At 60.8% G+C, this 13,322-nt stretch carries 13 protein-coding genes; 8 read left to right on the top strand and 5 right to left on the bottom strand.

Annotated features, from left to right (window positions below):
* The first annotated feature begins 140 nt into the window (after positions 1–140).
* The 6 genes from ACLEJQ_RS08685 to ACLEJQ_RS08660 all read left to right on the top strand — a co-directional run bounded on the left by ACLEJQ_RS08685 (position 141) and on the right by ACLEJQ_RS08660 (position 5,427).
* A complete protein-coding gene (locus ACLEJQ_RS08685; RefSeq protein ID WP_440794036.1) occupies positions 141–2,333 on the top strand; it encodes a response regulator in 2,193 nt (730 codons plus the stop codon).
* Between the two features lie 658 nt (positions 2,334–2,991).
* Positions 2,992–3,402, top strand: coding sequence for a glycine zipper domain-containing protein (locus ACLEJQ_RS08680; protein WP_440794034.1), 411 nt, complete (start codon positions 2,992–2,994; stop codon positions 3,400–3,402).
* Between the two features lie 283 nt (positions 3,403–3,685).
* Positions 3,686–3,844, top strand: a complete 159-nt coding sequence (locus tag ACLEJQ_RS08675; RefSeq protein ID WP_440794032.1) for a hypothetical protein — start codon at positions 3,686–3,688, stop codon at positions 3,842–3,844.
* Between the two features lie 29 nt (positions 3,845–3,873).
* Positions 3,874–4,074: a hypothetical protein gene (locus tag ACLEJQ_RS08670; RefSeq protein WP_440794031.1), complete on the top strand. Its 201-nt coding sequence runs from the start codon at positions 3,874–3,876 to the stop codon at positions 4,072–4,074.
* A gap of 89 nt (positions 4,075–4,163) precedes the next feature.
* Complete coding sequence (locus ACLEJQ_RS08665; RefSeq protein WP_440794029.1) at positions 4,164–4,550, top strand: hypothetical protein; 387 nt, start codon at positions 4,164–4,166, stop codon at positions 4,548–4,550.
* A 181-nt stretch (positions 4,551–4,731) separates the two neighbouring features.
* Positions 4,732–5,427 (top strand): HAD-IA family hydrolase, encoded by a 696-nt coding sequence (locus ACLEJQ_RS08660; protein ID WP_440794027.1) that lies wholly within the window; start codon positions 4,732–4,734, stop codon positions 5,425–5,427.
* Between the two features lie 67 nt (positions 5,428–5,494).
* On the opposite strand, the gene ACLEJQ_RS08655 is transcribed toward ACLEJQ_RS08660, so the two are convergent.
* Positions 5,495–6,241 carry a 3-oxoacyl-ACP reductase family protein gene (locus tag ACLEJQ_RS08655; RefSeq protein ID WP_440794025.1) on the bottom strand — a complete coding sequence of 249 codons (747 nt, stop codon included), beginning with the start codon at positions 6,239–6,241 and terminating at the stop codon, positions 5,495–5,497.
* A gap of 126 nt (positions 6,242–6,367) precedes the next feature.
* Between ACLEJQ_RS08655 and ACLEJQ_RS08650 the strand changes: the two genes are divergently transcribed.
* A complete protein-coding gene (locus tag ACLEJQ_RS08650; RefSeq protein WP_440794023.1) occupies positions 6,368–7,291 on the top strand; it encodes a LysR family transcriptional regulator in 924 nt (307 codons plus the stop codon).
* 144 nt (positions 7,292–7,435) lie between these two features.
* On the opposite strand, the gene ACLEJQ_RS08645 is transcribed toward ACLEJQ_RS08650, so the two are convergent.
* The 3 genes from ACLEJQ_RS08645 to ACLEJQ_RS08635 all read right to left on the bottom strand — a co-directional run bounded on the left by ACLEJQ_RS08645 (position 7,436) and on the right by ACLEJQ_RS08635 (position 10,950).
* On the bottom strand, positions 7,436–8,164 hold the full coding sequence (locus ACLEJQ_RS08645) for an aspartate/glutamate racemase family protein (RefSeq protein WP_440794021.1): 729 nt from the start codon (positions 8,162–8,164) through the stop codon (positions 7,436–7,438).
* Between the two features lie 61 nt (positions 8,165–8,225).
* Complete coding sequence (locus tag ACLEJQ_RS08640; RefSeq protein WP_440794020.1) at positions 8,226–9,755, bottom strand: NCS1 family nucleobase:cation symporter-1; 1,530 nt, start codon at positions 9,753–9,755, stop codon at positions 8,226–8,228.
* A gap of 451 nt (positions 9,756–10,206) precedes the next feature.
* Entirely contained in the window at positions 10,207–10,950 is a 744-nt protein-coding gene (locus ACLEJQ_RS08635; RefSeq protein WP_440794018.1) for a phosphoadenylyl-sulfate reductase, read from the bottom strand.
* Between the two features lie 174 nt (positions 10,951–11,124).
* Here ACLEJQ_RS08635 and thrH point away from each other — a divergent pair, with 174 nt between their 5' ends.
* On the top strand, positions 11,125–11,742 hold the full coding sequence (gene thrH, locus ACLEJQ_RS08630) for a bifunctional phosphoserine phosphatase/homoserine phosphotransferase ThrH (RefSeq protein ID WP_440794016.1): 618 nt from the start codon (positions 11,125–11,127) through the stop codon (positions 11,740–11,742).
* 109 nt (positions 11,743–11,851) lie between these two features.
* On the opposite strand, the gene pabB is transcribed toward thrH, so the two are convergent.
* Positions 11,852–13,195, bottom strand: a complete 1,344-nt coding sequence (gene pabB / locus ACLEJQ_RS08625; protein ID WP_440794014.1) for an aminodeoxychorismate synthase component I — start codon at positions 13,193–13,195, stop codon at positions 11,852–11,854.
* Between the last annotated feature and the right edge of the window lie 127 nt (positions 13,196–13,322).

Here is a 13,322-nt window from a genome sequence, read left to right as displayed (position 1 = left end):
CCCTCTACAACGCTCATTTACCCCCGGACTTATCCCACAATCCGGTCGCCCATCCCCACCTCATACGGGATAATACGCCGCGGCTTGAGGTCACAAGCGCTACCTCCGATGGTATTGGCGACTCAGAAGGATCGATCGCAATGACAGACTGGCTGCAAAGCAACGCGCAGATGGCCGAACGGATGCGGCGCCATCGTTGGGAGGACACGCCGCTCGGGCCGCCGCGGGGCTGGCCGGATGTGCTGAAGACGACAGTGGCCTTGAGCCTGGCGTCGCATTTTCCCCAGGCCATTATCTGGGGACCGGAACTGGTGACGCTGTATAACGATGCGTTCCTGCCGATCCTGGGCAACAAGCCTGAAGCGCTGGGGCGCAGGTTCGATGAGGTCTGGCAGGAGGCCTGGAGCGACATCGGGCCTATCGTGCGCGCGGCATTCGACGGGCAAGCGACCTATATCGAGAATTTTCCGTTGGTGGTCGAGCGCGGTGGCGGGCCGGAGCAGGCTTACTTCACGTTCTGCTACAGCCCCATCCGCGACCAGTTCGGCAAGGTCGTGGGCATGTTGGACACCGTTACCGAGACCACCTCGACGGTACTGATGACCCAGCGCCTGGCGGTACTGGATGCCATTGGCAATGCCGTCGCCAATGTCACCGAGCCGCAGGCCATCATGGCGACTACGGCGCGGATCCTGGCGGCGCATCTGAACCTGTCCAATTGCGCCTATGCGGACATGGATGAGGACGAAGACGGTTTCACCATCCGCGGCGATTGGGCCAGGGCCGGTTCGCCGCATATCGTCGGGCATTATCGGCTGGCGGATTTCGGTCGGCTGGCGGTCGCCAATCTTCGGTCCGGCAAGCCGTTGGTGATCAACGACAACCTCAAGGAACTGGCGCCGGATGAAGCGGCGACATTCCAGGCCATCGGAATCGCGGCCACCATTTGCGTGCCGCTGATCAAGGGCGGGCGATTGACCGCGCTGATGGCCATCCACGATAAAACCCCTCGGGTCTGGTCATCCAACGATCTGGCGTTATTGATGGAGGTCACGGAGCGGTCCTGGGCTCACATTGAGCGCGCCCGTGCCGACGTCGCCGTGCGCGATGGCCTGGCGGCGCTGGCCGAGCTCAACGCGACCCTGGAGCAACGGGTCGAGGAACGCACCACGCGCCTGCAACAGACCGAGGCGGCGCTGCGCCAGTCGCAGAAACTCGAAGCCATCGGCCAGCTCACCGGCGGCGTGGCCCATGATTTCAATAATCTGCTGACGATCATCCGCTCGTCCGTGGACTTCCTGCGCATGCCCAATTTGTCCGAAGAGCGCCGGCAGCGCTATATGACCGCGGTTTCCGAGACCGTGGAGCGCGCCGCCAAATTGACCAGCCAGTTGTTGGCCTTCGCCCGACGCCAGCCGTTGAAGCCGCAAGTCCTGGAAGTGGGCAAGCAGGTGCAGAGCCTGGGGGACATGCTGCAGACCGTCACGGGGGCGCGTATCCAAGTGGTGGTCGAGCTGGATGATCGGCCCTGTTACATTCGTGCGGATTTGAGCCAGTTCGAAACCGCCATCATCAACATGGCCCTGAATGCCCGGGATGCAATGAACGGCCAAGGCACACTGTGGCTCAGGCTCAAGTGCGCCCAGGGCATGCCGCCGATCCGGGGTCATGCCGGGGCCGGGCGGACGTTCGCGGCCATTTCCCTGGCGGACACGGGGACCGGGATCAGCCCTGAGGTACTCGAGCATATTTTCGAGCCGTTTTTCACCACCAAGGAGGTCGGCAAAGGCACGGGGCTGGGGTTGTCCCAGGTATTCGGCTTTGCCAAGCAGTCTGGCGGCAACGTCGACGTCTCGACCGTGGTGGGCGAAGGAACGGTGTTTACCTTGTACCTCCCCGAAGTGGAGGCCGAAGTCATACACGAGCCCGGCAAGGAGGACGCTACGCAGCTGCTGCTGGAAAAAGGCAGCCGCCGACGGGTATTGATCGTGGAAGACAACCTGGAAGTCGGGCGTTTCGCTACCCAGATCTTGCAGGACCTGGGCTACGAAACGTGCTGGGCAACCAACGCCGAGGAGGCGCTGAAGTTGGTCGGCCCGGACGCGATGGCGTTCGACGCGATATTTTCCGACGTGGTGATGCCCGGTATCAGCGGTGTGGCCTTGGTCAAGGAACTGCGCCAGCGTCGCCCGGATCTGCCGGTCGTACTGACCTCTGGCTATAGTGAAGAGCTGGCCCACAGTGGATACGAAGGGTTTGAATTCTTATCCAAACCCTATTCAGCCGACCAGGTGGCACGGGTTCTGAACCGTACGATGAGTGGTACTCAGTGAGTGTTTCCTTTATGAAACAGTAGCTTCCATTCGTCGGCCAAGCAGTGCAAGGACCGGCAGTCTGTAGATGACCGGCTAGTCTCATGGCTGGAAGGCCAATATTTTTGAGGCAATGGGTTATTGCCGGTAGCGGCCTCGACAATAGGGGAAAGGTAATGGGAGCACCGTACAGCGAGGAGCACGGAGCCGCGTATCCGATCAATGAAGGATTGCAATGTGGTCAGTCGACCTACCGCTCTGATTTTGGCGGCGAGCCGATTCCGTCAATCAAGACAAAAGTGGCGAAAGTGCAGCGAGGAGAGAAGGCCAAGTTTTTGCCCAGGATTCCAATCAAGAAATAGCCGCAAGCACAGCCCCGTCACCGAATGGGGCTTTTTTTACGCGGTTTTTTTCCTTCAAAAAAATGGCCACGGCGAAAATATTTTTCATCTTTTTTCAACGACCGGTTTCTTTCACGTTTCTTTCACAAGCGGCCACGTAGTCTGAACTCATCCGTTAGAAAGCAGTACCTGCCCGTTTCCCCAGCGGGCTTTTTTTTGCCTGTCATAAAATAATTCCTGTATCCGCTGTCCAACCGGCATGGCCTGGCCGTTTGGCGTAAACTCGCGCCCGCGCGCAGCGGCCGTCTTTCCGATGCGGCATTCTTGAGGTTTTTATCATGCGTTTGACGTTGTCCACTCTTGTCCTTGGGTTGCTGGTTGCACAAGGCGCAATGGCTGCCGGTGACGGGACCGCTGCGGTTGGCGGTGGCCTGGGCGGTGTGTTGGGGAATGTGGTCGGCCAGCAGATAGGCGGCAGCACCGGCGCAGCGATTGGCGCGGGTGTCGGCGGCGCGGCCGGCAGCGCGGTAGGGGCTCGCAAGGGCAGCCGTACTGAAGCGGCCATCGGCGGTGGTCTGGGTTCGGCCGGCGGTTCAATTGTCGGAAACCGCCTGGGTGGCTCGACCGGTTCTACCATCGGTGCGGGCATCGGCGGCGCGGCCGGTGGTGCGTTGGGTAGCAATCTGTCCGATGACGATGACAGGCATTCAGGTGGCAAGAAGCACAAGCATAAGCGCAAGCATCGTTAAGCGGATGCTTGCCTGAATAGATCCGGCCTGGTGCCCAATGCTGTTCACTTAATGATGTCGCCGCCCCGTGGCGAGGGAGCAAGCTCGCTCGCCACGACCAGTGATAAATCTCAATTAAGCAGCATTAGGCCTGGTGCCGGTTTTTTTGTTTTTCCGCTCAGGACCGAGATCACCGTTAGTGTGTTGGCGGTTCCCAGGCCTATGCGTTCCAAGACATTTCTTCGGAACGTTCACCGTTCTCCCGCCTCGAATTCATACATCCACCACAATCACGAGGTGTGTCATGACGCCTGAAACCGAAGGCAAGGAAGAAAAAGGCCCGACGGGTGTTCCGTTCGTCAATGACCCAGGTAATGAAGATCCCGGTTCGCTGATGGACGATGCCCAGGTACCTCTGATCGACGATGAAGACGCCGAGCTTGAGGATGAGTCCTACGAATGAGGTCGGGAATTCCCACTCAGGAGGTTGTAATGACTGCCGATTCGCCTGTCCCCAATGATGAAACCCCGGAATATCCACTGCCATCGCCCACCAACCCGCTGAGCCGCGACCAGTTGCCGCCCGACGATGAGGCCGGAACGGAGCAAGCCCCGAGTGATGATGACGATATCGAAGCCGCGCCGGATGACCCGGACATTGCCGGTGACGACGCGTCGGGTAAACCGAGCTGATCATCAGCGCCGCCTGTCGATCCACAGGCACCATCAGCGCGTCATGATTGCCACACATCAGGTAGGTACCATGAAAAAGGAGATCCACCATGATGAAATCCAACGTGACAGCGCTGACGCTCGCCGGGATTCTTTCGGTCAGTTCCGTGGCTACTTTCGCACAGACTTCAGGCGGCAATGCCCCTGTGGATAAAGGCGGAATGCCGCCGTCGACACAAATGGATGCGGGAGGTACTTCGGACGTCGGCGGTAACGCCTTGCCCCCTGGCTCCGTGGGCGGTGGTAATGGAGGCGACGCCAGTGGCAGCAGCACCAGCCCGGGTACGGGGACGGGTTCGACCAGCGGTGGCAGCACGATGGGTGGTGCACCTGCCGGGGGCAGCACCAACGGCGGGACCGGCACTAGCGACAGCGGCGGTGCCGGAGGCTCGGGCGGTGGCTCCGGTTCTGGAGGCTCTGGCAGTTCGGGCCAATAAAATAACCGGACCGATCGATGTTACGGAGAGGGACTACGCTCCCTCTTCACATCGGATTGCATGACATCTGGATTTCTCATTGCCTGTTTCAGGGCGCTGTCGTTATTCTGCTGAATCCTTTAAGGCAAACATCCTGCGCGGGATTTCCCTGCATGGGGGTGTTGATGACGGATCCGATGCGATGAAACCACCGCACAAAGAGCTAGGCCCTATCAAAGCAGTGATTTTCGACATGGATGGGCTGCTGCTGGACACCGAGGGGATCTACACCGAGGTGACTTCCATCATCGCCGAGCGCTACGGGCGCACCTTCGATTGGAGCGTGAAGCAAAACATCATTGGTCGCGGTGCCGCAGACCTGGCCAATTACGTGGTCCAGGCGCTGGAACTGCCGATCACTCCGGAGCAGTTCCTGGAGATCCGCGAGCCGCTGATGCGCGAGCGTTTTCCCCGTGCGCTGGCGATGCCCGGCGCTCAGGAACTGGTACGGCACTTGAAGGCCAGCGGCATTCCGATTGCGGTGGGCACCAGCTCGTCGAGCCAATCGTTTGCCCTGAAAACCACCCTACATCGCGACTGGTTCGCGTTGTTCGACTTTATCGTGACGGCGGACGACCCGGAAGTTGGCGCAGCCAAACCGGCACCGGACATCTTCCTGACTGCTGCACGTCGCCTCGGCGTTGCGCCTCGCGATTGCCTGGTGTTCGAAGATTCGCCGTTCGGGGTCACGGCCGCGAAAGCGGCAGGCATGACCGCCATCGCGATTCCGGACCCGGCCATGGCCGATGAGAAATACGCCCACGCCGACGCGATCATCCGTTCGTTGAAGATGTTCCAGCCGGGTCTATGCGGCCTGCCAGAGCTGGAATGGGCCTGACAAAGAAGCGCGACACAACACAACGCCGGTCATGGTGATCCATGACCGGCGTTTTTTTATGCATGGATCAAGCGCCGAAACCACCGTCGATGGTCAGGCTGGCACCGGTGATGTAACCAGCTTCCGGGCCTGCCAGGTAGGCGACGAAACTGGCGATTTCATCCGCCTTGCCGTAGCGTCCGACGGCCATCAACGACATCAGGCTGGAGGCGAAGTCGCTGTCGGCCGGGTTCATGTCGGTGTCTACCGGGCCGGGCTGCACGTTATTGACGGTGATGCCCTGAGGGCCCAGGTCACGGGCCAGGCCTTTGGTCAGGCCCACCAGTGCGGCCTTGCTCATGGCGTAGGGGGCACCGCCAGCGAAGGGCATGCGGTCGGCGTTGGTGCTGCCGATGTTGATGACCCGACCGCCTTCAGCCATGTGCCGGGCAGCCGCCTGGGTGGCGATGAACACGCTGCGCACGTTGATGGCCAGGGTCTGGTCGAAATCTTCGAGCTTGAATTCGTTCAGCGGAGCCATTGCCAGCACGCCGGCGTTATTGACCAGGATGTCCAGCCGGCCGAAGGCTTCGACCGTGGCTTCCACCGCATTGCGGATCGCGTCAGCGTCGGCGCTGTCAGCCTTGATCGCCAGGGCCTTGCCACCGGCCGCAGTGATGGTGTTCTGCAGTTCTTCCGACTTGGCGGCCGAGCTGACGTAAGTGAAGGCCACCGCTGCGCCTTCGGCTGCCAGACGTTTGACGATGGCGGCGCCGATACCGCGTGAACCGCCCTGGATCAGGGCGACTTTACCGCTCAATGCTTGAGTACTCATGGGATTCTCCAAAACTGCCGAGGCGGGATGCCGCGGTTGATGGAGGCGAGTATCAGCAATTGTCGATCGGCTGAGTAGACGTCAGCTGATACAGTCTGTGTAAACCAAAAGTTTAGAGTGGCGCTTATGGAAACCTTCAGCAGTATCGAATGCTTTGTTCGCAGTGCCGAAGTCGGCAGCTTTGCCGAGGCCGCGCGCCGCTTGAGCCTGACGCCTGCAGCCGTGGGTAAGAGCGTCGCCAAGCTCGAGGCGCGGCTGGGAGTGCGGCTGTTTCAACGCAGCACCCGCAGCCTGACGCTGACCGAAGCCGGGCAACTGTTTCTGCGGGAAGTCGGCAGCAGCTTCAGCACCATCCAGAACGCGGTCGCCAATCTGGCAAGTGCCGGCGGGCAGCCTGCGGGCACGCTGAAGGTGAGCATGGGCACGGCATTTGGCCGGTTGTACGTGGTGCCTTTGCTGAGTGACTTCCTACAGCGCTACCCGGCGATCAGCCCGGATTGGCATTTCGATAACCGCCAGGTCGATCTGATCGGCCAAGGTTTCGATGCGGCCATCGGAGGCGGTTTCGAACTGCCTCAGGGCGTGGTGGCGCGCAAGCTGGCGGTGGCGCATCGGGTCCTGGTCGCCTCCCCGGACTACTTGCAAAACCATGCGCCGATCATCGAGCCTGAAGACCTGGCGTATCACCAGGGCATCCTGATCCGCTCACCGCAAACCGGGCGGATTCGCTCCTGGCAATTGACCAGTCGCACGCGCCAGCACAGTCCACTCATGCTCAAGGCGCGCATGACCATGAGCGACTCGGAAGCCGACTGCGCGGCGGCGGCCCAAGGGTTGGGCATTGGTCTGGTCAGCATGCCGGTGGCCGTGCCTTACCTCGACTCCGGCGGGTTGCTTCGGGTGCTGCCGGACTGGTACGTCGATGATGGCAACATCTCGATTTATTACGCCGAGCACAAGCTGCTGCCGGGCAAGACCCGGGCGTTTGTGGATTTCATCATCGAGCGGTTTGCGCAGCTGGGATGGGGGGAGCGGTTCAGTGCGGTTTGAGCTTGGCTTGGGACCGAGTCGCGCCTATCGCGAGCAGGCTCGCTCCCACCCTGTTTTGTGGTGACTGTAATGTTGCGGTCACTGCAATCCCTTGTGGGAGCGAGCCTGCTCGCGATGAGTGCAACTCGGTCTTGAGCGAACAGCTCACCGCCCAAACCGCCCCGGCCAGCCAATGATGGTCTTGGGCCGAGGCGTTGCATAAGTGCGCACCTTCGACGTCGACAACCCCAGCCGCACCAGGGATTCGGCAACGGTCACCGCCGCAGTCACGCCATCCACCACCGGCACTCCGGTGCGTTGGCGGATCTGTTCATCGAGCCCGGCCATGCCGCCGCAGCCCAGGCAAATGACCTCGGCCTTGTCCTGGCTGACCGCCAATTCGGCCTGCTGCACCACCGCTTCAACCGCTCGCTGTGGATCCTGCTCAAGTTCCAGCACCGCCAGGCCACTGGCCCGCACCGAGGCGCAGCGGTCGAACAGGCCGGATAGTTTGAGGCGGTCCTCGATCAACGGTACGGTGCGATCCAGGGTCGTGACCACCGAATACGCATGGCCGAGGAACATCGCGGTGCTGGCGCCGGCATCGGTGATGTCCACCACCGGTACGTTCAGCAGCTCCTGCAAACCTTCGCGACCGTGCTCGCCGTAACCGGCCTGGATCACTGCTTCGAATGGCTGGTCGTAGGCCATCACTCGGTCCATCACCGCGATGGCCGCCAGGTAGCTTTCAAAATTGCCCTCGATGGAATCGGCACCGAAATGCGGCGTGAGCCCGACGATCTCGGTGCCAGGGGCCGCAACGGCTTGGGCCTGCCGGGCGATGGCCTGGGTGATGGATTCGGTGGTGTTGACGTTGACCACGAGAATTCGCATGAGCATTTTCCTTGATTCACAAAAAGTTAAGCGGCCCGAACGCAGCGGGCCGCCTGAACAATCAATGGCTGACATTATCCACAGCTATGGATTCACCGCTGACGTCCTCGTAGTACGGCTGGCGCTTGGCGATGATCAGGTAGAGCAGCCCTGCAATCGACGCGCCGATCAGCCAGGAAAACGGGGAAACACTGTCGAAACCGGGCACCAGCGCGAGGATGATCGCGATCAGCGCCGCCGGAATGAACGCCGCCACCGCCCGCAGGTTTACCCCGTTACTATAAAAGTACGCACCGTTCGGGTCTTCGCTATACAACTGCGGCACGTTGATGCGGCCTTTTCGCAGCAGCCAGTAGTCGACCATGATCACGCCGTACAGCGGCCCGAGCAGCGCGCCGAGGCCGGACAGGAAGTACACGATCACCAGCGGGCTGTTGTAGAGGTTCCACGGCAGGATCAACACAGCGATGGCGGCGCTGATCAGCCCGGCGCGGCGGAAGTTCAGGTATTTGGGGGCCAGGTTGCTGAGCACGAAGGCCGGCGCGACGAAGTTGGCCATGATGTTCACCGCCACAGTGACGATCAGGAAGGCCAGGCAGCCGAGCACCAGAAAGAAGGTGTTGGGAATCGAGGCAATGACTTGGGTCGGGCTTTCGATGATTTGCCCGTTGATCTGGAACTGCGCGCCGCAGAGCAGGATGGTAATCCCGGCAAACACCAGAATGTTCACCGGCAGGCCCCAGAAATTTCCCACGACGATGGTCCGCCGGCACGGCGAAGAGCGGGCAAAGTCGCAAAAGTTAAGGATCAACGTGCCATAGATCGCCAGCCACAATGCGCCGCCGGCAAAAATGTTGCGCCACATCTCGCCCCCGGTCAGCGGCTCGCGGATCGACCAGGCGATGGTGGCGCCGGCCTGGGTGTACATCCACCCGGCGAGAGCGGCGACGGTGACCAGGATCACCGGCCCGGCAAACCCTTCATAACGGCGCACCGTTTCCATGCCGTAGGCCAGGATCACCAGTTGCACGAACCAGATCATCACGAAACACACCCAGCCCAGGCTCGACAGGCCGAGGATCGAGTTGTGGTCGTAATCGGCGAAGCCAGGGTGGATCGCCACCAGCAGCACCCGGAACACCACCGAGGCCAGGTAGGTCTGGATGCCGAACCAGGCAATCGCGATGACCGCGCGGATCAATGCAGGAATCTGCGCCCCGTGGATTCCGAAGCTGATCCGGCTGATCACTGGAAACGGTACGCCGGTCTTCTGCCCCATGTAGCCGGACAGGTTCATGAAGCCGTACACCAGCGCGGCGCCGATGCCCAGCGACAGCAAGATCTGCCAGCCGCCCAGGCCCAGCGCATACAAGCCGATGGCAAAGGAGTAGTTGGCGATGTTGTGTACGTCATTGGTCCACAGGGCAAAGATGCTGTAGCGGCCCCAGCGGCGGCCTTCGACCTTGGTCGGCGCTAGGTCCTTGTTATGCAACCTTGGGCTCAAGGCCAGGGAAACCGCGCCTTTGTCTTCGAGGGCAGTAGGAGAGGAAGGTAGATCCAGCGCAATGTTATTGGAGAGACTTGTACGCATTCCGGCAGGCTCCTGATTCTCGGCGCCGCGATGACTGTGCATGAGCGCCAGGCTCGGCAATCTTCGTCGTGGCGGGGCGAGCAACCATTGGTTACGGGGCATCTGCAGCCTGTACGGGATAGGGCGCTTCAGGCTTGCGGATCTAAAGTGTGTGTAGGTTTTATAAATGTTGTATACAAAACACTTGTCGACTCAAGCCAGATTTATGCCACTTACGGATCTATCCAGCTCCGCGATAATTTCGTTTTGTTATGAATTTTTGATAAGTAACTGAAAATCGGCGCTTTAAAACTGACCGATTAAACAGGTATTTTTTTGTCCGAACGCCAAGGAGGGCAGAAGGGGCGGGCGGGGTGGGAAGATCGATGTAACTTTAAGGGGCAATGAACAGGTAAGTGCACACAAAAATGACACTTATAGTGACATTTTTGTGTACAGGTGCGGTGGTCGCTTAGACAGTCTTGGATTTGGCAATGATGTTCCCGGCGTGCAGCCCGCATTCTTTCTGCGTGGCTTCTTCCCACCACCAGCGACCTTCACGTTCGTGCTGGTTCGGCAGCACCGGGCGCGTGCAGGGCTCGCAGCCAATGCTGATGAAGCCGCGTTCGTGCAGGCTGTTATAGGGCAGCTCCAGCATGCGGATGTAGCCCCAGACTTCCTCGCTGGTCATTTGCGACAACGGGTTGAATTTATACAGAGTGCGCTCGGGGGTAGAAAACGCCGTGTCGATTTCCAATACAGCCACCTGGCTGCGGGTGCCGGGGCTTTGGTCGCGACGCTGGCCGGTGGCCCAGGCGCGTACGTCGGTGAGCTTGCGGCGCAGCGGCTCGATCTTGCGAATGCCACAGCACTCGCCGTGGCCATCCCTGTAAAAACTGAACAGGCCTTTTTCCTTCACGAACGGGTCCAGCTTCGTATGGTCCGGGGAGACCAGTTCGATATCGATCTTGTAGTGCTCGCGCACCTGATCGATGAAGCGGTAGGTTTCAGGATGCAGGCGACCGGTGTCGAGGCTGAACACCTTGACGTTCTTGTTCAGCTTCCAGGCCATGTCCACCAGCACCACATCTTCGGCGCCGCTGAAGGACAGCCACAGGTCGTCGCCGAATTCGGCGAAGGCCAGCTTGAGGATGTCCTGGGGGGACTTGTTGGCATAGGTCGTGGCGAGTTCCACGACGTCAAACGATGGGCTCATCAGGGCGGTTTCCTACAGGTCGGTGGCGCTGGGCGCTCTATATGGGGCTGATGGTAACAAAAGCTGTCGGGGCTGGCGCGCTCCTGTGCGTTGCGCAGGTTCGGACGAATGGCTAGAGTCGGCGGGGCTTTTATTCGCTCAACCGATAAACATCAGAATAAGTGGGAGTGTCTTGTGGAAATTGCCTGTCTCGATCTGGAAGGTGTGCTGGTCCCGGAGATCTGGATCGCCTTCGCCGAAAAAACCGGGATTGAATCCCTCAGGGCGACCACTCGGGACATTCCCGACTATGACGTGCTGATGAAGCAGCGGCTGCGCATCCTCGATGAGCACGGCCTCAAGCTCTCCGATATCCAGGAAGTCATCGCCACGCTCAAGCCCCTGGAAGGCGCCATCGAATTCGTCGATTGGCTGCGCGAACGCTTCCAGGTGGTGATTCTATCCGACACGTTCTACGAATTTTCCCAACCGCTGATGCGCCAGCTGGGTTTCCCGACGTTGCTCTGCCATCGGCTGATTACCGATGACAGCGGGCGCGTCACCGGCTACCAACTGCGTCAGAAAGATCCCAAACGCCAGTCAGTCCTGGCCTTCAAGAGTCTGTATTACCGGGTGATTGCGGCGGGGGATTCCTACAACGACACCACGATGCTCGGCGAGGCCGATGCCGGAATTCTGTTCCATGCGCCGGAGAACGTGATCCGCGAATTCCCGCAATTCCCGGCGGTGCACAGCTTTGCCGAGTTGAAGCAGGAATTCATCAGGGCGTCGAAGCGGATGTTGAGCCTGTAAACCACATCCTCTGTGGGAGCGAGCCCGCTCGCGATAGCGGTGGTTCAGTCACCATGGATTTTGCTGACAAACCGCTATCGCGAGCAGGCTCGCTCCCACAAAGGGCCGGTTACAAGCTCTGCAATGTGTCCAGCAGCACCTTCACCTTGGTGATCGATTCCTGGTACTCCGCCTGCCAGTCCGAATCCGCGACAATCCCGCCACCGCCCCAGCAACACACCTGCCCATCCTTGACCAGCAGACTGCGGATGGCGATGGAGCTGTCCATCTCGCCACGCACGTCCAGGTACAGCAGCGATCCGCAATACAGTCCGCGTCGGGTCGGTTCGAGTTCGTCGATGATCTGCATCGCGCGGATTTTCGGGGCGCCGGTGATCGAGCCGCCGGGGAAGCTGCCGGCGATCAGGTCCAGGGCATCTTTGTCCTCGGCCAGTTCGCCGGTCACGCTGCTGACCAGGTGGTGGACGTTCGGATAGCTTTCCAGGCTGAACAGTTCCGGCACACGCACCGAGCCGATACGGCAGGTGCGGCCCAGGTCGTTGCGCAACAGGTCGACGATCATCAGGTTTTCCGCTCGGTCCTTGGGACTGGCCAGCAGCTCGGTCGCGTGGGCGGCGTCTTCGGCGGGCGTAGTGCCGCGGGGGCGGGTGCCTTTGATCGGTCGGGTTTCCACATGACCGTGGCTGACCTTGACGAAGCGTTCCGGCGACAGGCTCAGCACCGCACCGCCATCAGCCAGGCTCTGGAACCCGGAAAACGGCGTTGGGCAGGCTGTCCGCAGTGCCTGGTAGGCGGCCCAGGCATCGCCCCGGCACGGTGCGCGGAAGCGCTGGGCAAAGTTGACCTGATAACAATCGCCGGCCCGGATATACCCCTGGATGCGTTCGAAAGCCAGTCGATAGGCCTCGGCGCTGAGGTCGGGCGCCATCGGTCGTTCCAGGCTGAAGTCGTTGAGCGGCGGCGTCTGCGGCTGGTTGAACAGCTCGATCAGTCTCTGGCGTTCGCGCTTGGCGCATTGGGGGTGGAACACCAGTTGGCTGGTGGCTTCCTGGTGATCGCTGACCAGGGCCCAGTCGTACACGCCGAAACGGGCATCGGGCAGGTGCAGGTCGTCGGTGGCGTGGGTCGGCAGGGCTTCCAGGTGTCGACCGAAGTCGTAGCTCAGGTAGCCAATCAGGCCGCCGGCGAAGGGCAATTGCACCGAAGAGGGCAGTTCCGCAGGGCCCAGCTGTGTCAGGTGGCTGCGCAAGCGTTGCAGGAAGTCGGCACCGCGTTCGTCCGGCAACACCGCCAGTTGCGCCAGGGGCCAGGCGCTTAGCAGGTCATAACGCCCGCGCTCGGCGCTCGGCCGACCGCTGTCGAGCAGCACGCTGCCGGGGGCATGACGGATCGCCGCAAAGTACTCGGCGGGGTTGGCGCGGTAGGGCAGCGGATGTACGGAACAGGTTGGCATGGGCGAGGCGGGTCAGCCGTTCAGGCGGGGCAGCGATTGTAATCTCCTGTAGGATTTGCTCCTAGAGGGATGTCGGAGATGGGTACGTCAGGCGACAGAAATAGCCCCGCTCAACCCTGTGGCGAGG

Origin of the sequence: Pseudomonas sp. SMV71, from assembly GCF_052042015.1 — a bacterium.
Classification (GTDB): domain Bacteria; phylum Pseudomonadota; class Gammaproteobacteria; order Pseudomonadales; family Pseudomonadaceae; genus Aquipseudomonas.
Note: the sequence above shows the minus strand (reverse complement) of the source record. Positions and strands in the feature narration are given on the sequence as shown.